The sequence below is a fragment of the Pseudomonas sp. WS 5027 genome, assembly GCF_012985695.1.
GTDB lineage: Bacteria > Pseudomonadota > Gammaproteobacteria > Pseudomonadales > Pseudomonadaceae > Aquipseudomonas > Aquipseudomonas hygromyciniae.
Genome location: NZ_JAAQWU010000012.1, coordinates 175,926 through 198,157, shown reverse-complemented (window position 1 = coordinate 198,157; position 22,232 = coordinate 175,926). Strand labels below are relative to the sequence as shown.

The window sequence follows — 22,232 nt, the reverse complement described above, 5'->3', positions numbered from 1 at the left end:
GAGCTGCGTAGCAGCCCCAAAACCTGCCCCCTAAGTCTCTCTGATACAACTCAGCGGTCTTGTTGGGGCTGCTACGCAGCCCAGCGCGGGGCAAGCCCGCTCGCCACAACAAGCCTGCTTGTCAAAGGATGCTTCAGGGGCGGCCTAGCAGGTGGCTCATGGCAGTCTTGAGTTTCATCGGCCGTACCGGCTTGTGCATCAAGGTGTGCCCCAGTTCGCGGATCTGCAGTTTCAGCTCATTGCTGTAGTTGGCGGTGATCATCATCGCCGGGATCGCGCTGGCTCGCCGCGCATTGATCCTCGCCACCGCGTCCACGCCATTTTGTTCATCATCCAGGTGATAGTCGGCAATCAGCAAATCCGCCGGGGCATGGTAGTTGTCTACCTGCCGCGCCAGGTCCTGCTCAGACAAGGCGGTAATCACCTGGCAGCCCCAGCCTTCAAGCAAGGTGCGCATGCCGGCGCAGATCGCTGCGTCGTTATCCAGCACCCACACCCGTGCGCCCTGCAAGCGCTCCAGCATCGGCTCGCTCATCACCGGCATCGGCAAGGCCTTGGGTGCGCTGCTGCTCAACGGCACCTCCACACTGAACATCGAGCCCTTGCCCGGCCACGAGCGCACGCTGATCCGGTGCCCGAGGATCCTGGCGATTTTCTCCACAATCGCCAGGCCCAGGCCCAACCCGCGATCCTGGTCCGGGCGTTGCACATCGCCGCGCTTGAATTCCTGGAAAATCTCCTCCAAGCGCTCCTCGGCGATGCCCATGCCGGTGTCCCAGACCTGGATCGACAAGCGCTGATGCTCACGCCGACAACCCAGCACCACACGCCCTTCGTAGGTGTAGCGAATGGCATTGCTCAACAGGTTGCGCAGGATCCGCGCCAGCAGTTGGATATCGCTGCGCACCAGGGCCGAGCAGCCAATGAAATGCAGCTGCAAGCCTTCGCTGCGCGCCACTTGCGTATATTCGGCGGCGAGGTTGTCCAGCAGTTCGCTCAAGGCAAACGGTGCGATATCGGCCTTGATCACCCCCGCATCGAGCTTGGAAATATCCACCAGGGTACCCAGCAGGTTTTCCACATCTTCCAGGGAGTTGCTGACGTTGCGCACCAGGGTCTCGTTGGCCACCGGGTCGCGCCGTTCCAGCAAGGCGCCAGTGAACAAGCGCGCCGCATTGAGCGGCTGCAACAGGTCATGGCTGACCGCCGCGAGAAACTTGGTTTTCGACAGGTTGGCCTGTTCGGCTTCCAGCTTGGCTTCACGCAGGCGCGACTCCACGCGGCGGCGCTCGTCGATTTCCTGCAGCAGTTGGTCGTTGAGCGCGGTCAGTTCCGCCGTACGCTCACGTACTCGCAGCTCCAGGTTCTGATAGGCCTGATGCAAGGCCTCGGCGGTGCGCCGGCGCTCGGTAATGTCGCGGATCAGCACAAAAATCCCCACCACCTCACCACTGGCCAGGCGGTTGGGCACATAGGAGCGCAGCATGTAACGCTCCTGGTGGTTGATGTTGGTTTCGGCGAACTCAAAGGTCACGCTCTCCCCCGCCAACGCCTGCGCCACGTAGGCCTCCAGGCGCTGGTAATGCTGTTCGCTGTGGGCCTGGCGCAGGCTTTTGCCGAGCATCGCGCCCTGGGCCCAGCAATACCATTGCTCGTAGACCTTATTGGTGAACTCGTAGACTAGGTCCGCATTGAGGTAGGCAATCAACGCTGGCACATGGTCGGTGATCAACCGGATCCAGCGTTCACTCTCCTGGGATTTCTGCGCGACGGCTTGTTCCCGGCGCAGGGTTTCGGCCAGTTTGACGTCGGTGATATCGGTAAACAGAATCACCCGCCCGCCGTCCTGGGTCGGCCGTTCGCTGACTTGCAGCCAACGCCCGTTATCCAGGCGGTAGAACAAGGTTTCCTCGGCGTGCCCGTGGGCTTCTTCGGTGAACAGGCCGTTGACCGTCATCAGCCGCTTGACCTCGCGCAAGCCCATGCCCGCGACAATCTGCACCGGGCTGTTGCTCCAGAATCCCTGAAAGCGACTGTTGAACAACACGATATGTTGGTGCTGATCGAACAGCACGAAGGCATCGGAAATACTCTCGATGGCATCGATCAAATGCTGGTGCGCGGTTTCTGCGCGCAGCCGTGCATCGCGCAGCAGATGGTTGCTGGCCTTGAGTTCGGCCATGGCCTGGTTGAGCGCATCGGTACGTTCGCGCACCTGCTCGGCCAGCACCACTGAATGCTGGAATGCCGCATAGGGGTCGTTGCCACGGGTCGCGCCCGATTCGACGCGCTCGATCAGCGCGGCGTTGATCCGCGCCAGCTTGTAATTGTCCTGCTGCAGGGCGCTGATTTGCGCGCGCAGTTCAGCGCTGTCCAGAGGGTCGACCACGGGCAATGGCGACCCCGGTAAAGGTCTGGTTGATGTGCATGCCATTGAACTGTTCTCCGTAGGTGTTGAACCCGATCACCCGCTGCTCGCGCAAAAAGGCGCCGATCGGCTCCAGGGTGCCGTGCTCTTCGAGCTCCAGTCGCCGCAAGAAACAGTCGCAGCCGATGGTCAGCAGCAGGTCGCCAAGACGCGCTTGCAGGCCGTCGAACAGGGTCTGCAGGTTGGGCAGGATTGGCCCCGGGGTCATGGCCGTGAGGACGATGCCGTTTTCCACCGCGCAGTAGAAACTCAAGCTCAGGTCATCGTGGACCTGCTGGATTGCGCGCACGTAGTACTGGTCGTTGATGCGCACCGCCAGCGGGTGAGCGGCGAAAATCCGGTGGTCCAGTTGCGCCACCGCCACGCCGATATGCCGCGCATATTCCTCGGCGGCAGGTTCGGCGTTCAGCTCAAACACCCGCCGCGAGGCGGCGTCCGCCCCTGTCACCACCAGTTTCTGCGCGCGAGGCAGGATGTGATGGGTGGTGAACACCTCGAAATCCAGCCAGGTATTGACCAGCACCACTACCGCAGCGCCACTATGAAAGACCCCGTCGAAATACACGTGGGTGTGGGTCAGGTGGTTGTCATCACCGGCCGAGCCGCCGAAATGCGGGATATCACCGAGCGCCGCGCTCAAGGCGGCAAGGACCATTTCTTCACGGCTGGAAAGGCCATCGAGCAGGGTCAAGGCAAAGCTGTTGCCCTTGATCGGCGCCAGGGTGTTGCTGCGACAGCCGCCCACCAGGCGCTCGACCATTTGTTGCGCGTCGATCAGGCTGAAGTGCTCGACCTGGTCGATCAGTTCGGTGGCGATGGAAAAGTGCGCATGGTCAAACCCTACCGCCGTCACGCAATTGCGCCCGTAACCCTGGGGCGTGATCTCGCCGGCGCTGGTGCAACCCACCACGCGGATGCCACCGAAACGCTGTTGCAGAGCCTGACCAAGGGCCTGCAGGTCGTAGGTGGCGGAGCAGAAGAACAACACAAAGCCCAGGTACGGGTGCAACAACTGGCTGGCCAGTTCGTCAGCCACCTGCCACGCCTCGCTGGCCTGGGACATGGCTGTGACGACGCCTTCGCTGTGCACCTGTTGCATGGTCACCTCCGCCTTTGAAGCTCAAGTGTACGAACGCAGGGGATGGCGACCTATGCTACTTGGGTACTGGGTCGGGGCCTTCGATGGGATGAGATCAAAAAATGTGGGAGCGGGCTTGCTCGCGAAAGCGGTGTGTCATTCAGTATTTATTTGACTGATCCACCGCATTCGCGAGCAAGCCCGCTCCCACATTTTGATCCCATTCCAGGTCATTACCAGGTGAGCACCGCACCTACGGCAAAGGTATCGGTGTCTTCATTCTGCGCACTGGTGTCGTGGCCGCGGATTTCGAACTGGTTGTACTCGGCCACCAGCTTCAGGTTGTCGTTGATGTCATGGAACAGGGCAATGCCACGGGTTTCATAATCCGCGCCGCTGCCGACCACGCCGTTACCGTCGTCCTTGGTCTTGCCGTAGGACAGCGCCAGGCGATTCTTGCCCAGCTTGTAGGAACCCTGCAGCAGGTAGCCGTTGCTGTCGACATTGCGCAAGGTGGCTTCCCCGGCGTTGTTGGTGAAGAACGGGTTGATACCCTTGGCCTGGAAGCCCGAACCGGTGAGCGACAAGCCGCCCATCTTCGCCTGCACGCCATAGCCCAGGCCTTTGGAGGTCACCGATTCGACGGTGGAGTCGGTGTTGTCCGAAGTCTGGTAGCTGCCGTTGAGCCAGCTGTAGATCTTCGCCCCGCCCACGTCGAACTGGTAGGTGATCTCGCTCTCGGTGCGCGGGTTCTTCTGATAGGCCTTGCCCAGCGTACTGCTGTCGTTGGTGTCGACCGGGTCCATGATGCCCACGGCCACCCGCAGGCCTTCCATCACCGGGGTGCGGTAGGTGATCTGCGAGGTGGGGAACGGGTACGGGTAGCCGCTGCCAATGTTGCCGAACGACACCCCGCCGCCGTCCACCAGGCCCAGGCTGTCGCTGACCTGGCCGTAACCGGCGAGGAGTTCGTCGAGCAGGATGTTGGAACGGGCGAAGAGGCCGAAGTCCTTGCCGATCAGCACTTCGCCCCACTCGGGGTTGGCCACGGTGCCGTAGAACTGACGGACGTCGATGGCGGTGTCGGTGCCGTTGGTTTCGCTGTCGTTGATGGTCACCCAGAACGAAGCGCGGGCGCCGAGCTTAAGGTCATCGACCTGCTTGCCCATGTTGAAGCCCAGGTAGTTGGGCAAAAAGCCCATCTTCACCCGCGACTGGCGCCGGTCGTACTGCTCGCCGGCCCGGTCCACATCGCTGTTGACGTAGAAGGCGTTGATATAGCCATCGGTGGAGAATGTGGTCTCGTCCTTGTCGTACAGCACGATTTCGGCCTGGGCCAGGGAGCTCAAGCCGAGGCTGGCGATAAAGGCTGGCAACAAACGACGGGGGAAGTTCTTATTGTTATGCATGGCGCGCTCCGCGACGGGGGTCTGGGTGTCGGAGGCGATTATCGAAAGGCAGGCTGCGCGGTTAAACGCTGCCTTGGAGGGGAATGCGCGGTGCTTTGGGCGGCAGCAAAGGCCCGCCACTTAAGGCTTACACCTGTAGGAGCGAGCTTGCTCGCGAAGGTCGTTAACGATGACGTTGGGTATCTGACACCCCGAGGTGTTCTTGCTGGCGTAATCGCAGGCAAGCCAGCTCCCACAGGGGAATGCAGCTGCGCGCTCTGGCATTGCTGTTGCTCTGCTTTTGATCTGGCTGTTGCTCTGCTGTTGCTCTGCTTTTGATCTGGCTTTTGATCTCAGGCGCCCCGTCAAACCACGATGGCCGCAGGCAGGTATTGCGCAGTGGGCACCCCGGCAGGATGCCGGGGTAGCCGCGACACGGCCATGGATGGCCGATCGCGGCGGGCCCACGGAGCAATGCCTGACTGCGGGCATGCCGAGCCTAGGCGAGGCACCGAGTGGTGGGGCAAGAGCCTTTTGGTTACTTTGGGGCTTTTCCAAAGTGACCCGCCGTCAGGGCGGAACCCTAAGCCGCCGTGACCGCAGCAACGGATATGTACCCAACCCCAAAAACCATCAAAGAGTTGTGTAGATACTCATGCACGCGAGGGCTTGAAAGAACGGGGAGTCCTTGGGTTTTTCGCGAGCAAGCTCGCTCCTACAGGTTAGGCGGTGCGCAGGTTAGAGGGCGTTGAACAGCATCCCGCCGGCTACCACCACACACAGGCTGGCAAAGCCGATTTGCAAGGCCCGCGCCGGCACCCGCGAGCCCAGGCGCCGGCCGATGAGCATGCCGACGATGCTGGCTGCAATAAACACCCAGCCTACGGTGTCGATCACCACTCCGGCATGGAACGCGCCGACCACGCCAATCAACGAGATCAGACTGATCACCATCAGCGACGTGGCGACAATCCCGCGCATCTGCACATCGGTCAGTTGCTTGAACGCCGGCACGATCAGAAAGCCGCCACCCACGCCCAGCAGGCCCGACACCGCACCGGTCACTGCGCCCAGGGCGGCCAGGGTCGCTGTGCACTTGGCGGTCCAGGAAAACCGCCCGGTCTGCTGATCGAGCATGCAGTTCTTTTGCCCCCAGGAGGCTGCGCCATGGTCGCTGGGGCCGGCCTCGACCTTCTCGCGCCGCAGCATGCGCCAGGCCACCAGCACCATCAGCGCGCTGAACAGGCCCATCAGGATCTTGTCCGGCAACTGATGGGCGAAGAACACCCCCAGCGGCGAAAACAGCGCGCCCAGCAATGCGATCAACAGCGCCGCACGGTAACGCACCAGGCCATGGCGCAAGCCATCAACCGCACCGACTGCCGCTGCCGCACCGACCGCGAACAGCGACACCGGCGCCGCTTCGGTCATGGTCAAGCCCAACCCCAGCACCAACGCCGGTACGCCGAGAATCCCGCCCCCGGCCCCGGTCAACCCCATGACCAGGCCCATCAACACACCAAAAAAACTTGCCAGCAACATAGGGTTCTCTCACTCCACCTTGGCCAGACGGGTCAGCCATTCGCGGCCCTTGAGCATGCCGTTCCAGTAGAACCACGGCAGCAGCGTGGCCTTCAAGAACCACGCCGAACGCCGCGCCACGGTAGGGTCGAGGGCAAAGGTCGGTAGCAATCGGCCGCCGTAACCGAACTCGGCCAGCACCACCTTGCCCTTCTCCACCGTCAGCGGGCAGGAGCCATAACCGTCGTACTTGAGCGGCAACGGCGCCTGTTTGCGCAAGGCCAGCAGGTTCTCGGCCACCACCACGATTTGCTTGCGTACGGCGGCGGCCGTCTTGGCATTGCTGGTGGAGCACACATCGCCCAGGGCGAAGATGTGCGGGTAACGCACCTGTTGCAGGCTGTGGGGGTCGACCTCGCACCAGCCGGCGGCGTCGGCCAGCGGGCTGTGGCGGATAAAGTCCGGCGCCACCTGTGGCGGCACGACGTGCAGCATGTCGAAGGATTTTTCCTCGATGCTGACATTGCCCTCGGCGTCCTTGACCTCGAACCAGGCCTTGCGCGCCGGGCCATCAACCTTGATCAGGTTGGAATTGAAGGCCAACCGCGCGCCATATTTCTCGACGTACTTCATCAACGGCGGGACAAAGGTCGCCACGCCAAACAGCGCGGCCCCTGCCAGGTTGAATTCGACGTCGATATTGTCCAGGTCACCCTGCTTGAGCCAATGATCGCAGGAAAGATACATGGCCTTTTGCGGCGCACCCGCGCATTTGATCGGCATGGCCGGCTGGGTAAAGATCGCCTTGCCACCCTTGAGCTGCTGCACCCGTTGCCAGGTGTAGGGCGCGTGCTGGTAGCTGTAGTTGGAGGTGACGCCATTGTGGCCCAGGGTCTGCTCCAGGCCTTCGATTTTCTCCCAGGCCAGACGCAGGCCGGGGCAGACAATCAGGTTATTCCAGGTCACGCGCTGGCCGCTGTCGAGCACCAGGGCCTGTTCGTCGGGCAGCACCTGGCTGACCGCCGCCTGCACCCAGGTCACGCCATCGGGCAATACCCGGGCCATGGGGCGCATGGTTTTGCGGATGTCATGGGCGCCGCCGCCCACCAGGGTCCAGGCGGGTTGGTAGTAGTGTTCGGCGCTGGGTTCGATCAGGATGATATTGAGCTGCGGGTCGCGCTTGAGCAGGCTGGCCGACAGGCCGATGCCCGCCGAGCCGCCGCCGATGACCACGATGTCGCCACTGATGGTCGGTCCCCAGTGTTGGTCGTTCATAGTCCTGGCCTTTCTTATTTCAACAATGCACACAAGGGTCGCTGCCGCATGGCGTCACGTCCCACTCACAATCGATCCTTTGCCTCGGATCGTTTGTTTCACTTAAGCTCGCAAGCCTATGTGGAAATCACCTTGAATGTAAGCTGCTATCAGCTACCCAGGACAACCGTCATGCCCGCGTTGATTCAATCCTTTCTGGACGAGGCGTCGTCGACCTACACCTACGTCGTCTATGAAACGCACGCCAGCCCCTGCGCCATCGTCGACTCAGTGCTCAACTACGACCCGGCCTCGGGGCGTACCGACACGGCCCAGGCCGACAAGGTGATTGCCTTCGTCCGTGAACAGGGCCTGCAGGTGCAATGGCTGCTGGAAACCCACGCCCACGCCGATCACCTGTCCGCCGCGCCCTACCTGCGCCGGCAATTGGGCGGCAAGATTGCTATTGGCCAGTCCATCAGCAAAGTCCAGGATGTGTTCAAGAACCTGTTCAACCTGGAGCCCGAGTTTCGGGCCGACGGTTCGCAGTTCGACCATCTGTTCGCCCCCGACGAGATCTTCCACATCGGCAACCTCAAGGCCCAGGCCCTGCACGTGCCCGGCCATACCCCGGCGGACATGGCCTACCTGATCGACGACCAGTTGATCCTGGTGGGCGACACCTTGTTCATGCCCGACGTCGGCACCGCCCGCTGCGACTTCCCCGGCGATGATGCGCGTCAGTTGTATGCCTCGATGCGCAAGTTGCTGGCCTTTCCCGGCGAAACACGCCTGTATGTATGCCACGACTATCCACCCGAAGGCCGCGAGGCCAAATGCCTGACCACCGTGGCCGAGCAGCGTGCGGGCAACATCCATGTGCATGACGGGGTGGACGAGGCGGCGTTTGTACAGATGCGCACCCAGCGCGATGCCGGGCTTGGGATGCCGACCCTGTTATTGCCGGCGATCCAGGTCAACGTGCGGGCAGGCAATATGCCGCCGGCGGAAGACAATGGCGTGGTGTACCTGAAAATCCCGCTCAACCAACTGTGACACGACCCGCCAGGTTCAACTGAAGTAGGAACCCTTGGACTGAGGCAAGCCCGACCACAGCTCGTCGATCTGCTTGAACCCCCAGTCCTCGATATTCTCGCGGCCGACAATCCTGTCGCGCTGTTCAGCCAGGTTCACCACAGCCTGGATGATCGGCAACCGGGAACGGGCCGAAAAGAACACTTTGACCATCGGTGTGAGCAACGACTTCGGGCTTTGCTCGATCACCACGCCGATACGCCCGCTCTCCAGGCGCACCAGGGCGCCAACCGGGTAAATCCCCACGCAGCGCACAAACGCCTGGAACACCCGCTCATCAAAATGCCCTTTCCATTCGGACATTTTCTGGATGGCGTCGGCCGGCCCCCAACCCTGCTTGTAGGGACGCTCTGAGGTCACGGCATCGTACACATCACACACCGCGCCCATTTGTGCGAACAGGCTGATCTGATCGTGACTCAGCCCATGGGGGTAACCCTCGCCGTTGCACTTTTCGTGGTGATGCAGGCACACATCCAGCACCAAGGCGCTGATATGCGGGCTGTTGCGCAACATGTCCGCCCCGGCCTGCGGATGGTTGCGCACAATCTCGAATTCCGCGTCAGTAAGCTTGCCGGCTTTACTTAGAATGCCCTCAGGGATCGCCATTTTCCCGACATCGTGGAACAACCCTGCCAGCCCTGCCTCCTGGACCAGTTCCGGCGCCAGCTCCAACTGGCGGGCCAACGCAATCATCAAGCCACTGACCGCCACCGAGTGCATATAGGTGTACTCATCGGCCCGCTTCAAGCGGGCCAGGCTGATCAGGGCATGGGGGTGGCGCAAAATCGACTGGGAAATTTCCTTCACCAGGCTCGTCACACGAGCCGGTTCGATTGCCCCGCCCATGCGCAAGTCATTGAACATTTCGACGACAGCACTCTTGGCCAAGGCGCACACCTTGGCGGCACGCACCACCTCGGCCTTCATGTCGACACGCGGGGCAACCCCAGGCCGAGCTGGAGCAGAGACTTTAGGCACACCTTCAGACGAACTCTGCAGTTCGCCCGGGAGCACGTCGTCGCCCTTTTGCGTATCAATCCAGAGGCTCTGGACCTGTGACTGCTGCAAACGCTGGAGGTCTTGCAGATGGATCAGTAAAAAGCTGCTTTTCCAAAAACCATGGCCGGTCCAGGCGCCATTGAGCTTGTGGATGTACATGCCCAACCTGGCTTGCGAAGCAGGAATGCACTTCAACATAGGCATTACCTCTCTGAATCAACGTCAAACAACCTGCCAGCCTCGACTCAGCTTACCGAAAACTTCGAGACAATCTGTTTGAGATCAATCGCCAGCTTCGACAGTTCATTACTGGCGATAGAGGTTTGGCCTGCGGCTGACGAGCTCTGGATGGAAAGGTCTCGGATGCTGATGAGGTTCTGGTCAACAGAGCGTGCAACATGGGCCTGTTCTTCCGATGCCGTGGCGATCAGCAGGTTGCGTTCATTGATATCCTCGATAGCCCGAGTGATTTGGGTAATCGCCGTCCCTGCCTCATGGGCAATCTTCAACGAGTCCACGGCTTCAGTGCGGTTCATCCCCATCGACAGCACCGCCTCGCTGGAGCAGACCTGGATCTTCGCAATCATCTGCTCGATTTCCTGGGTGGAGGTCTGCGTTCTGTGGGCCAACGCCCGGACCTCGTCGGCCACCACCGCAAAACCGCGCCCCTGCTCGCCGGCCCGGGCCGCTTCGATGGCCGCATTCAGGGCCAGCAGGTTGGTTTGTTCGGCAATGGAGCGGATAACTTCCACCACCCGGGCAATGTCCTGGGCCTGCTTGGCCAGCCCCTCCACTTCGATTCCGGTTTGCTGGACCGTAGCGCTCAACTTCTCAATCGAGGCAATAGTCTGGGTCACCCGCTCCTGGCCGACTTTTGCCGAACGCTGGGAGTCCTGGGTCGATTGGGAGGCTGACACCGCATTGCGCGCCACTTCCTCCACCGCCGCCGTCATTTGATTGACCGCGGTGGCGGCCTGATCGGTCTCCATGCTCTGGCGCTCAATACCGGCACTGGACTCCTTGGTGATCGAACTCATCTCTTCAGCAGCCGATGCCAATTGGCCGGACGCTTCGGATATATGCTGCAGCGTACTTTTCAAACTCATCTGCATCGCTGCGGTGGACTGTTGCAGGTCTGTCAGTTCGTCTTTGCCGCTGATCTGAATGGCGACACGCAAGTCTCCCTGGGCAATCTTCGCCGTCGCTTCCAGCAGTTCGCTAACCGGCGCGATGATACTTTTGGTGAACAGTCGCGCGACTACGATGGTCAACAGCACCGAAGCCACCATCAATGCCAATGTGAACAATCGGGCAGCATCATATTCACTGGAGGCAGTGGCCAATGTTGCCTGCGCCCCACTTTCGTTGATTGCCAGTAATTCCCCCATCATCGACTGCAGCTTAAGTGCCAGAGGGCTTGTGTAGTCTCTAAAAAACGCACTCAAGTCAGCAGCCGAACGTGAACTGTCCATGGCCAGCAACTCATCAACTTTGAGGTTATAGTCCTGTATACCCCGTACTATTTGCTCATATTTATTTTTTTCTTCAGAACTGGATATTAACGAAGCATAATCATTGGTTACTTTAACCAGTGTATTGCTGACCTCCTTTACAGCACCGATCGAAGTCGAACTTGTCCGATTATCATCCAGTGCAAACCTGCGCAACTCCAAACGAAGCTTTAGTAACGTATTTTCCATTTTTCCAGCCTGACGGATGCTGGGTAGCCAGTTAGACTCTAACTCGACAGTGGAAGAATAGACCTTGTCAACTTTTACCAGGGTCACTGCTCCTTGTATTAAAAGCAGCAGGCATACCACGCCAAAACACAGGGTGGTACGGGCGTTCAACCTTATGGATCTCATTGACATGGCAATTCCCCTAGACTTATTGGCTCAAGGACCTTTATAGCCCTGGTGGCACCAGTGTGTGGACCGTTCTGTGAAAAAAATGTAGGCCCATCGATCTTTTATGGAGTCGAAAAATAGAACCCCCCACGAAAAACACTACTTAGCTAACTACTTATATAAGTCAAGTAGACCAAGGAATACGCCGCAGCGACAACAGACAAGTGGGCACGGCGAGAGTCATAGATAGCTAGATGGACTAATTTCTCATTCTCTATGACTCTTTCCAGCCAAAACATGAGCTTAGCAGGTACATTGCCGCCCGCAGGGATAAGCAGATTTATAATGAATGCTCGTTCGCCTGGCACCTCCATTCGATGGTTAGCGCGACTGTTTGCCCTGCGAACGAATAAAAGTAGCTATGTGTTGGAAATCCCGTGGTTTACCCCAGGCTCAAGCCATTGGCGGGCAATGGCAGCGCGGTCTTGTAACGCACCTGCTTAAGCGCAAAGCTGGAGCGGATGTTCGCCACCCCCGGCACCTTGGTCAGGAAATCCATCATAAAGCGCTCCAGGGACTGGATGGTCGGCACCAGTACCCGGATCAGATAGTCCGGGTCGCCAGCCATCAAGTAGCACTCCATCACCTCCGGCCGGTCGGAAATCGCCCCCTCGAATTGTTGCAAAGCCAGTTCGTTCTGTTTTTCCAGGCTGACGTGGATAAACACGTTGACGTGCAGCCCCAGCAGATCGGCGTCCAGCAGCGTGACCTGGTCACGGATCAGGCCCAGTTCCTCCATCGCCTTGACCCGGTTGAAACACGGCGTGGGCGACAGATTGACCGAGCGTGCGAGGTCGGCGTTGGTGATGCGGGCGTTCTCCTGGAGGCTGTTGAGAATCCCGATATCGATACGGTCCAGCTTGCGCATGAGACAAAACCACCTGTTTATTATGTTTATGCAGATTTTTTATCCTCAAATGATCTCAGGCGCAACCAAACAGAGATAAATATTCTCCCCGGCCCGGCCTATGATTGTTGTAGGACAAGATTTCTCCTACCCGGGGAATGACTGTCAGCTAAGCGCGCCCACTATAAGAAATCCACAAGATCGAGCGTAGAAAGCCATGACCCAGCAATACGAACCGCTGCGCCTGCACGTTCCCGAGCCTTCTGGCCGTCCAGGTTGCAAGACCGACTTTACCTACCTGCGTCTGACCGACGCCGGTACGGTGCGCAAACCCGCCGTTGACGTAGAACCCGCCGACACCGCCGACCTGGCCAAGGGCCTGATCCGCGTGCTCGACGATCAGGGCCAAGCCTTGGGCCCATGGGCTGAAGGTGTACCGGTGGAGATCCTGCGTAAAGGCATGCGTGCCATGCTCAAGACGCGGATCTTCGATAACCGCATGGTGGTCGCCCAGCGCCAGAAAAAAATGTCGTTCTACATGCAAAGCCTTGGCGAAGAAGCCATCGGCAGCGCCCAGGCCCTGGCCTTGAACATCGACGACATGTGCTTCCCCACCTACCGTCAGCAAAGCATCCTGATGGCCCGTGAAGTGCCGCTGGTAGACCTGATCTGCCAACTGCTGTCCAACGAGCGCGACCCGCTCAAGGGCCGCCAGTTGCCGATCATGTACTCGGTCAAGGACTATGGCTTTTTCACCATTTCCGGCAACCTCGCCACCCAATTCGTACAGGGCGTGGGCTGGGGCATGGCCTCGGCGATCAAGGGCGATACCAAGATCGCCTCGGCGTGGATCGGCGATGGCGCCACCGCAGAATCGGACTTCCACACCGCCCTGACCTTCGCCCACGTGTATCGCGCGCCGGTGATTCTCAACGTGGTCAACAACCAGTGGGCGATCTCCACCTTCCAGGCGATTGCCGGTGGTGAAGCCACGACCTTCGCCGGACGCGGCGTAGGTTGCGGCATCGCCTCCCTGCGGGTGGATGGCAACGACTTCATTGCCGTGTACGCCGCCTCTGCCTGGGCCGCCGAACGTGCGCGGCGCAACCTCGGCCCGACCCTGATCGAATGGGTCACTTACCGCGCCGGCCCGCACTCCACCTCCGATGACCCGTCCAAATACCGGCCTGCCGACGACTGGAGCCACTTCCCGTTGGGCGACCCGATTGCCCGCCTCAAGCAGCACCTGATCAAGATTGGCCAGTGGTCCGAAGAGGAACACGCCACGGTCACTGCCGAACTTGAAGCCGAAATACTCAGCGCGCAGAAAGAGGCCGAACAGTACGGCACCCTGGCCGGTGGCCAGATTCCAAGCGCCGCGAGCATGTTCGAGGACGTCTATAAAGAGATGCCGGAGCACTTGAAGCGCCAGCGTCAAGAGTTGGGGATCTGACATGAACGATCACAACAACAAAATCGAGCTGGAAACCGCCATGACCACGACCACCATGACCATGATCCAGGCCCTGCGCTCGGCCATGGATGTGATGCTTGAGCGCGACGACAATGTGGTGGTGTTCGGCCAGGACGTCGGCTACTTCGGCGGCGTGTTCCGTTGCACCGAAGGCTTGCAGAGCAAGTACGGCACCTCGCGGGTGTTTGACGCACCGATCTCCGAAAGCGGCATCGTCGGTGTGGCCGTGGGCATGGGTGCCTATGGCCTGCGCCCGGTGGCCGAAATCCAGTTCGCCGACTACGTTTACCCGGCCACCGACCAGATCATCTCGGAAGCGGCGCGCCTGCGTTACCGCTCGGCCGGCCAGTTCACCGCGCCGTTGACCATGCGCATGCCCTGCGGCGGCGGCATCTACGGCGGCCAGACCCACAGCCAGAGTATCGAAGCGGTGTTCACCCAGGTCTGCGGCCTGCGCACGGTGATGCCGTCCAACCCCTATGACGCCAAGGGCCTGCTGATCGCCTCCATCGAAAACGATGACCCGGTGATCTTCCTCGAGCCCAAGCGCCTGTACAACGGCCCGTTCGACGGCCACCACGACCGTCCGGTAACGCCATGGTCCAAACACCCGCAAGCGCAGGTGCCGGACGGTTACTACACCGTGCCGCTGGATGTGGCCGCCATCGTGCGCCCAGGTTCGGCCGTCACCGTGCTGACTTACGGCACCACCGTGTATGTGTCGCAAGTGGCCGCCGAAGAAACCGGGATCGACGCGGAGGTCATCGACCTGCGCAGCCTGTGGCCGCTGGACCTGGAAACCATCGTCAAGTCGGTGAAAAAGACTGGCCGTTGCGTGGTGGTGCATGAAGCCACGCGTACCTGCGGTTTTGGTGCCGAGCTGGTGTCTTTGGTGCAAGAACATTGCTTCCACCACCTGGAAGCGCCGATCGAACGTGTGACCGGTTGGGACACCCCCTACCCGCACGCGCAAGAGTGGGCGTATTTCCCTGGCCCGTCCCGTGTGGGCGCGGCTTTGCAACGGGTCATGGAGGTCTGAATGGGCACGCACGTTATCAAGATGCCGGACATTGGCGAAGGCATCGCAGAGGTTGAGCTGTCGGTATGGCACGTCAAGGTCGGCGATATGGTCGTGGAAGACCAGGTGCTGGCGGATGTCATGACCGACAAGGCGATGGTGGATATTCCCTCGCCAGTCCACGGCAAGGTGATATCACTGGGCGGTGAGCCGGGTGAGGTCATGGCCGTGGGCAGTATCCTGATCAGCATTGAAGTCGAAGGCGCGGGCAATACCAAGGAATCGGCGCTGTCGGCAGTGGTTGAGCAAGCCGCGCCGGCGCCCAAGGCTGAAATCAAGGCACCGGTGGTTGAAAGCAAACCGGCCGCCAAGCCGCTGGTGGCTGCTGCCCAGGCCCCGGTGGCCCGCGACGCCGATGAGCGTCCGCTGGCTTCCCCCGCCGTGCGCAAGCATGCGCTGGATGCCGGGATCCAGTTACGCCTGGTCCAGGGCTCGGGCCCGGCCGGGCGCATCCTGCATGAAGACCTCGAGGCCTATCTGCAACAGGGCACCACGCGTGCCTCGGCGGGCGCCAACCCGTACGCCGAACGCAACGACGAAGAGCAGATTCCGGTGATCGGCATGCGCCGCAAGATCGCCCAGCGCATGCAGGATGCCACGCGCCGCGCTGCGCATTTCAGCTACGTCGAAGAGATCGACGTGACGGCCCTCGACGACTTGCGCGTACACCTCAATGAAAAACACGGCGCCAGCCGCGGCAAGCTGACGTTGTTGCCATTCCTGGTGCGGGCGATGGTCGTGGCGTTGCGTGACTTCCCGCAGATCAATGCGCGTTACGACGACGAAGCCCAGGTCATCACCCGCCTCGGCGCGGTACATGTGGGCGTCGCTACCCAGAGCGATGTCGGCCTGATGGTGCCGGTGGTGCGTCACGCCGAGGCGCGCAGCCTGTGGGGCACCGCCGAGGAAATCACCCGCCTGGCCACCGCCGCCCGCACTGGCAAGGCCAGCCGCGACGAGCTGTCGGGCTCGACCATCACCCTGACCAGCCTCGGCGCGCTGGGCGGGATTGTCAGCACTCCGGTGCTGAACCTGCCGGAAGTGGCGATTGTCGGGGTCAACCGCATCGTCGAGCGGCCAATGGTGATCAAGGGGCAGATCGTGATCCGCAAGATGATGAACCTCTCCAGCTCCTTCGATCACCGGGTGGTCGATGGCATGGACGCGGCGCAATTCATCCAGGCCATCCGTGGCCTGCTCGAACAACCCGCCAGCCTGTTCCTGGAGTAAGGGCATGACTCAGACATTGCAAACCACGCTGCTGATTATCGGCGGCGGCCCTGGCGGTTATGTGGCAGCCATTCGCGCCGGCCAACTGGGCATCCCGACCATCCTGGTAGAAGGCCAGGCGTTGGGCGGTACCTGCCTGAACATCGGCTGCATTCCGTCCAAGGCGTTGATTCACGTTGCCGAACAGTTCCAGCAAACCGTCCATCACAGCCAGGGTTCGGCCTTGGGCATCGACGTGGACGTGCCGACCCTGGATATCCGCAAGAGCGTGGAGTGGAAGGACGGCATCGTCGATCGCCTGACCACCGGGGTTGCCGCGCTGCTGAAAAAGCACAAGGTCCAGGTCATCCATGGCTGGGCCAAGATCGTCGACGGCAAGACCGTGGACGTAGGCGACCAACGCATCCAGTGCGAGCACCTGCTGCTGGCCACCGGTTCGAAAAGCGTCAACCTGCCGATGCTGCCGATTGGCGGGCCGATCATCTCCTCCACCGAAGCCCTGGCGCCGACCCGTGTGCCAAAACGCTTGATCGTGGTCGGTGGCGGTTATATCGGCCTGGAACTGGGGATTGCCTATCGCAAGCTCGGTGCCGAGGTCAGCGTGGTCGAAGCCCAGGACCGCATCCTGCCAGCGTACGACGCCGAACTGACACAACCGGTGGCCGAATCCCTCAAGCAACTGGGGGTCAAGCTGTACCTCAAGCACAGCGTCACTGGGTTTGAAGGCGGCAGCCTGCAAGTACGTGATCCGCAGGGCAGCACCCTGGCCCTGGACACCGATCAAGTGCTGGTCGCCGTGGGTCGCAAACCCAACACCCAGGGCTGGAACCTGGAAGCCCTGGACCTGGCGATGAACGGTGCGGCGATCAAGATCGACAACCGCTGCCAGACCAGCATGCGTAATGTATGGGCCATCGGCGACCTGAGCGGCGAACCGATGCTGGCGCACCGGGCCATGGCCCAGGGCGAAATGGTGGCCGAGCTGATCAGCGGTAAATCCCGGGAATTCAACCCGGCGGCGATCCCGGCGGTGTGCTTTACCGACCCGGAACTGGTGGTCGTCGGCAAGACCCCGGACGAAGCCAAGGCCGCGGGCCTGGACTGCATCGTCTCGAGCTTCCCGTTCGCCGCCAATGGCCGGGCCATGACTCTGGAGTCCAAAACGGGCTTCGTGCGGGTAGTGGCGCGGCGCGACAATCACCTGATTGTCGGCTGGCAGGCGGTGGGAGTTGGCGTGTCCGAGCTGTCCACAGCCTTTGGCCTGAGCCTGGAGATGGGCGCACGCCTGGAAGATGTGGCGGGCACCATTCATGCCCACCCGACCCTGGGTGAAGCGGTGCAGGAAGCCGCCCTGCGGGCGTTGGGGCATGCGTTGCATCTATAAAAAGCGACACACCACCCTGTAGGAGCGAGCTTGCTCGCGAAAAGCTCAAGGGCGCCGCGTTTATTCTGGTCATACGCGCCATCGTTGACGATTCTCGCGAGCAAGCTCGCTCCTACAGGAACCGCATGTAACTGGAAGACCAGCAGCGGAATGAAGTATTGTTGCGCCCATCCGGAAATAAACCGAAAGCCTGCCTTCGACCAGGCGGTTGCGAAGAGATAGAGGGTGTCATGAGTAACGAAAGCATCAATTGGGACAAATTGGGTTTTGACTACATCAAGACCGACAAGCGCTTCCTCCAGACCTGGAAAGACGGCGCCTGGCAAGAAGGCACCCTGACCGACGACAACGTGCTGCACATCAGCGAGGGCTCCACCGCCCTGCACTATGGCCAGCAATGCTTTGAAGGCCTGAAGGCCTATCGCTGCAAGGACGGCTCGATCAACCTGTTCCGCCCGGACCAGAACGCCGCCCGCATGCAACGCAGCTGCGCGCGCCTGCTGATGCCGCAAGTGCCGACCGAAGCCTTTATCGAAGCCTGTAAGGAAGTGGTCCGCGCCAACGAGCGTTTCATCCCGCCGTACGGCACCGGCGGCGCGCTGTACCTGCGCCCGTTCGTGATCGGCACCGGTGACAACATCGGCGTGCGCACCGCGCCCGAGTTCATCTTCTCGATCTTCTGCATCCCGGTCGGCGCCTACTTCAAGGGCGGCCTGACCCCACACAACTTCCTGATCTCCGGCTACGACCGCGCCGCGCCAAACGGCACCGGCGCCGCCAAGGTCGGTGGCAACTACGCGGCCAGCCTGATGCCCGGCTCCCTGGCGAAAAAAGCCAACTTCGCCGACTGCATCTACCTGGACCCGGCCACCCACTCGAAAATCGAGGAAGTCGGTTCGGCCAACTTCTTCGGGATCACCCACGACAACAAGTTCGTCACCCCGAACTCGCCGTCGGTACTGCCAGGCATCACCCGCCTGTCGCTGATCGAACTGGCCAAGACCCGCCTGGGCCTGGAAGTGGTCGAAGGCGACGTGCTGATTGACAAACTGGCAGACTTCAAGGAAGCCGGCGCCTGCGGTACGGCGGCCGTGATCACGCCTATCGGCGGGATCGAGTACAAAGACAAGCTGCACGTGTTCTACAGCGAAAAAGAAGTCGGCCCGGTCACCCAGAAGCTCTACAAAGAGCTGACCGGCGTGCAGTCCGGCGACGTTGAAGCTCCGGCTGGCTGGATCGTCAAGGTCTAAGCCGAGCGCAGAACAACATGTGGGAGCGGGCTTGCTCGCGAAAGCGGTGGGTCAGTCACTGATGACGTTGACTGATCCACCGCATTCGCGAGCAAGCCCGCTCCCACATTTGCTTACGGGTGGTTTCAGGATTTAGGCAGGTTCTGCGCAATCTTCTTGCCCATGCTGATCCTCGGTTCCACGCCATACCCCAGCGCCTCGTAGAACCCCACCACCTTCTCATTGCCCGGATTGACCTGCAGGTTGATCTTCAGACAGCCCAAGGCGATCAACGCCTGTTCCCCATGGCGCACCAACGACGCGCCCAGGCCTTGCCGGCGATAGTCAGGATGCACGGCCACCGAATACAACCAGCCACGATGCCCGTCGTAACCTGCCATCAAGGTGCCGATCACAGCCTTGCCGTGGGTGGCGACAAAAAACAGCCCATCAGCCACCGCCAGCTTTTTATCAATCGCCAACTCCGGCCGGTTATGGGCGGTGTCGTAGCCAAACGCCGCCTGCCATAACGCCGCGACCTGGGCACGATGCAGGCGATCGCGGTAAACCCCGATGGGGTGGCGCGACGACAATGCCTTCTCCATCACCAGGGTGCGCTCGTTGCCGTGGTACACATCCCGTACGGTGTGGAACCCCAGCTTGGTATAGAACGGCTCGGCGGTGAGGGACGACGGTACGCTCAATACCGTGACCCCGGCTTCACGGGCCCGCTGTTCGATATCGACCATCAGTTGGCGGCCAATGCCCTGCCCTTGCAGCGCCGGGTTGACGAACACCGAACGCACGACATTGGCGTCCAGGGCGGCCGTGGCGACGATCAGTTGCTCGCGGATTGCCACCAGCACGGTGCGGCGGGCAAGCAAGTTCAGCACCGCCTCGGGCGTGAAGTTGCTCGCCACCCGGGCAATCACGTCCGCCGGGTAGTCGCCGGCGTTACTGCTGTGCAGGGCGGCAAGGATGACCTGACTGATGCCTTCGGCATCCGAGGCTTGAGCAAGGCGAACGGCGGTAGACATGACTCCTCCTGACGGACAGCGTTATGACAGCCACCACGATAACAATGTGGGAGCGGGCTTGCTCGCGAATGCGGTGGGTCAGTGGTGGATATGTTGACTGATACACCGCATTCGCGAGCAAGCCCGCTCCCACATTTTGAGCTGCGCTTGACGCTACAGCCGATTCGGCTGCCATACCCCTCTTTTCAGCTTTCCCGGCTGGGCCGCTCCCCTGTTTCAGCCGGGATTCTGCCGCCAGAGCGCACAAAATAGCCTTCATGCCCAACCCCATGGACCCGTGCCCCCATGCAAACCACCAATACCGTCCTGATGATCCGCCCGGCGCACTTTGCCTTTAACCCGGACACCGCGATCAACAACCGCTTCCAGCGCGCGCCATTAGATCCAGTCGCCGCACAGCACAAAGCGCTGGAGGAGTTCGACGGTTACGTCGACACCCTGCGCGAGCATGGCGTGGAAGTGTTGGTGGTACAGGACACGCCAGCGCCCCATACCCCGGATTCGATCTTCCCCAATAACTGGTGGAGCAGCCATGCCGACGGCAGCCTGGTGCTGTACCCGATGGAAGGCCAGAACCGCCGTCTGGAGCGCAACAAAGGCGTGTTGCAAGTGCTGGAGCAACGCTTCGCGATCAAACACACCATCGATTTCAGCCACCTGGAACAACAGAACATGTTCCTCGAAGGCACCGGCAGCATGGTCCTCGACCGCCAGCACCGTATCAGCTACGCCTGTCACTCCGGGCGCACCCACCGCGATGCCCTGCGCCAGTTCGCCGAGCGCCTGGACTATCAGGTCTGCGCCTTCCATGCCGTCGACCGCCATCACGCACCGATCTACCACAGCAACGTGATGATGAGCGTGGGCCGCGACCTGTCCGTGGTGTGCCTGGACGCGCTGCCCGAGGCCCACGAACGCCAGGGCCTGGAACGTTCCCTGCGCGACACCGGCAAAGACATCCTGGCCCTGGACTTCGACCAGTTGGAAGCCTTCGCCGGCAACATGCTCGAGGTCCACGACCGTGACGGCCAGCCGCTGCTGGTGATGTCCGCCAGCGCCTGGCGCTCGCTCAAGCCTGCGCAGCGCCAGCATGTGGAGCGCCACACCCACCCGGTGGTGGTGAATATCGACAATATCGAACGCATCGGCGGCGGCAGTGCCCGCTGCATGTTGGCCGAAGTGCATCTTCCGGCCCGCGCCTCATTCCAATAAGGAGTTTTTCCATGACCCGTTATATCGACGTCAACGACCTCAGCTACCTGGTATCGCAAAAAGGCCTGCAAACCTGCATCACGGAGATGGCCGAGTACATCCGCGCCGACTACCTGCGCTGGAACGACTTCGAGAAATGTGCGCGCCTGGCCAACCACTCGCCCGAGGGCGTGATCGAGCTGATGCCGGTCTCGGATGCTTCGTTGTATGCCTTCAAATACGTCAACGGCCACCCGAAAAACACCCAGAGCGGCATGCTCACCGTCATGGCGTTCGGTGCCCTGGGGGATGTGGACACCGGCAAGCCGGTACTGCTCAGCGAGATGACCCTGACCACCGCGATCCGCACCGCCGCGACTTCGGCCCTCGTCGCCCGCTACCTGGCCCGCGACAACAGCCGCAGCATGGCGCTGATCGGCAACGGTTCGCAAAGTGAATTCCAGGCCGTGGCGTTCCATGCGTTGCTGGGCATCAATGAAGTCCGCCTGTTCGATATCGATACCAAGGCCATGCACAAGCTGGCGAACAACCTCAAGGCCTTCCCGGCGATCAAAGTGATCCTGGCCGCGAGCGTTGCCGAAGCGGTCAAAGGCGCCGATATCGTCACCACCGTCACCGCCGACAAAGCCTACGCCACCATCCTTACCGACGAGATGATCGAGCCCGGCATGCACCTCAATGCCGTCGGCGGCGACTGCCCTGGCAAGACTGAACTGGACCGCCGTATCGTCGAGCGCGCCCGGGTGATCGTCGAGTACGAACCACAAAGCCGTATCGAAGGTGAAATCCAGCATATGCCCGAGGATTCGCCGGTCACCGAGCTGTGGCAAGTGATCAACGGCCAGAAGCCGGGCCGGGAAAACCCACGCCAGGTCACCCTGTTCGACTCCGTGGGTTTTGCCCTCGAAGACTACTCGGCCCTGCGTTATGTGCTGGATGTGGCCAAGGCCCTGGACGTGGGCAGCGAGCTGGAGCTGGTACCGGACCTGGCCGACCCCAAGGACCTGTTCGCCCGCCTGGCCCAACAACCGGTCGCACAGCACAAAAAGCGCGCCTGAAACCGCTCTG

Annotated in this window: 17 protein-coding genes; 8 read left to right on the top strand and 9 right to left on the bottom strand. The window is 61.1% G+C overall.

The genetic code is table 11. The annotated features are described in order from the left end of the window. Positions 1–133: 133 nt before the first annotated feature. The 5 genes from HBO09_RS16575 to HBO09_RS16555 form a co-directional block, all read right to left on the bottom strand. Positions 134–2,395: a PAS domain-containing hybrid sensor histidine kinase/response regulator gene (locus HBO09_RS16575; RefSeq protein WP_169995079.1), complete on the bottom strand. Its 2,262-nt coding sequence runs from the start codon at positions 2,393–2,395 to the stop codon at positions 134–136. After that, on the bottom strand, positions 2,364–3,527 hold the full coding sequence (nosP, locus tag HBO09_RS16570) for a nitric oxide-sensing protein NosP (protein ID WP_169994738.1): 1,164 nt from the start codon (positions 3,525–3,527) through the stop codon (positions 2,364–2,366). Before nosP ends, HBO09_RS16575 begins: the two co-directional genes overlap by 32 nt. Positions 3,528–3,739: 212 nt before the next feature. Then, entirely contained in the window at positions 3,740–4,915 is a 1,176-nt protein-coding gene (locus tag HBO09_RS16565) for a porin (RefSeq protein WP_169994740.1), read from the bottom strand. A gap of 717 nt (positions 4,916–5,632) precedes the next feature. After that, positions 5,633–6,436, bottom strand: coding sequence for a sulfite exporter TauE/SafE family protein (locus tag HBO09_RS16560; RefSeq protein ID WP_169994742.1), 804 nt, complete (start codon positions 6,434–6,436; stop codon positions 5,633–5,635). 9 nt (positions 6,437–6,445) lie between these two features. Next, a complete protein-coding gene (locus HBO09_RS16555; protein ID WP_169994744.1) occupies positions 6,446–7,690 on the bottom strand; it encodes an FAD/NAD(P)-binding oxidoreductase in 1,245 nt (414 codons plus the stop codon). 171 nt (positions 7,691–7,861) lie between these two features. Between HBO09_RS16555 and HBO09_RS16550 the strand changes: the two genes are divergently transcribed. Continuing rightward, on the top strand, positions 7,862–8,725 hold the full coding sequence (locus HBO09_RS16550) for an MBL fold metallo-hydrolase (protein ID WP_170060918.1): 864 nt from the start codon (positions 7,862–7,864) through the stop codon (positions 8,723–8,725). 15 nt (positions 8,726–8,740) lie between these two features. Here HBO09_RS16550 and HBO09_RS16545 read toward each other — a convergent pair whose 3' ends face one another. The 3 genes from HBO09_RS16545 to bkdR form a co-directional block, all read right to left on the bottom strand. Continuing rightward, on the bottom strand, positions 8,741–9,964 hold the full coding sequence (locus tag HBO09_RS16545; protein WP_169994748.1) for an HD-GYP domain-containing protein: 1,224 nt from the start codon (positions 9,962–9,964) through the stop codon (positions 8,741–8,743). A gap of 47 nt (positions 9,965–10,011) precedes the next feature. Then, positions 10,012–11,637: a methyl-accepting chemotaxis protein gene (locus HBO09_RS16540; RefSeq protein ID WP_169994750.1), complete on the bottom strand. Its 1,626-nt coding sequence runs from the start codon at positions 11,635–11,637 to the stop codon at positions 10,012–10,014. 418 nt (positions 11,638–12,055) lie between these two features. Next, positions 12,056–12,541 (bottom strand): Bkd operon transcriptional regulator BkdR, encoded by a 486-nt coding sequence (bkdR, locus tag HBO09_RS16535; RefSeq protein WP_076962605.1) that lies wholly within the window; start codon positions 12,539–12,541, stop codon positions 12,056–12,058. Positions 12,542–12,737: 196 nt separating this feature from the next. Here bkdR and HBO09_RS16530 point away from each other — a divergent pair, with 196 nt between their 5' ends. From HBO09_RS16530 to HBO09_RS16510, 5 genes are all read left to right on the top strand, one after another. Next, positions 12,738–13,973, top strand: a complete 1,236-nt coding sequence (locus HBO09_RS16530; protein WP_169994752.1) for a 3-methyl-2-oxobutanoate dehydrogenase (2-methylpropanoyl-transferring) subunit alpha — start codon at positions 12,738–12,740, stop codon at positions 13,971–13,973. A 1-nt stretch (position 13,974) separates the two neighbouring features. After that, positions 13,975–15,033, top strand: coding sequence for an alpha-ketoacid dehydrogenase subunit beta (locus HBO09_RS16525; RefSeq protein ID WP_169994754.1), 1,059 nt, complete (start codon positions 13,975–13,977; stop codon positions 15,031–15,033). Further along, positions 15,034–16,302, top strand: a complete 1,269-nt coding sequence (locus HBO09_RS16520) for a dihydrolipoamide acetyltransferase family protein (protein ID WP_169994756.1) — start codon at positions 15,034–15,036, stop codon at positions 16,300–16,302. It begins immediately after the preceding gene. A gap of 4 nt (positions 16,303–16,306) precedes the next feature. Next, positions 16,307–17,686: a dihydrolipoyl dehydrogenase gene (gene lpdA, locus HBO09_RS16515; RefSeq protein ID WP_169994758.1), complete on the top strand. Its 1,380-nt coding sequence runs from the start codon at positions 16,307–16,309 to the stop codon at positions 17,684–17,686. 230 nt (positions 17,687–17,916) lie between these two features. Beyond that, positions 17,917–18,936 carry a branched-chain amino acid aminotransferase gene (locus HBO09_RS16510; RefSeq protein ID WP_029296535.1) on the top strand — a complete coding sequence of 340 codons (1,020 nt, stop codon included), beginning with the start codon at positions 17,917–17,919 and terminating at the stop codon, positions 18,934–18,936. A gap of 125 nt (positions 18,937–19,061) precedes the next feature. On the opposite strand, the gene HBO09_RS16505 is transcribed toward HBO09_RS16510, so the two are convergent. Then, complete coding sequence (locus HBO09_RS16505) at positions 19,062–19,952, bottom strand: GNAT family acetyltransferase (RefSeq protein WP_169994760.1); 891 nt, start codon at positions 19,950–19,952, stop codon at positions 19,062–19,064. Between the two features lie 285 nt (positions 19,953–20,237). On the opposite strand from HBO09_RS16505, the gene HBO09_RS16500 reads away from it, so the two are divergent. Both HBO09_RS16500 and HBO09_RS16495 read left to right on the top strand, forming a co-directional pair. After that, complete coding sequence (locus HBO09_RS16500) at positions 20,238–21,164, top strand: arginine deiminase-related protein (protein WP_169994761.1); 927 nt, start codon at positions 20,238–20,240, stop codon at positions 21,162–21,164. Between the two features lie 11 nt (positions 21,165–21,175). Continuing rightward, positions 21,176–22,222, top strand: a complete 1,047-nt coding sequence (locus HBO09_RS16495; RefSeq protein WP_169994763.1) for an ornithine cyclodeaminase — start codon at positions 21,176–21,178, stop codon at positions 22,220–22,222. Positions 22,223–22,232: the final 10 nt, after the last annotated feature.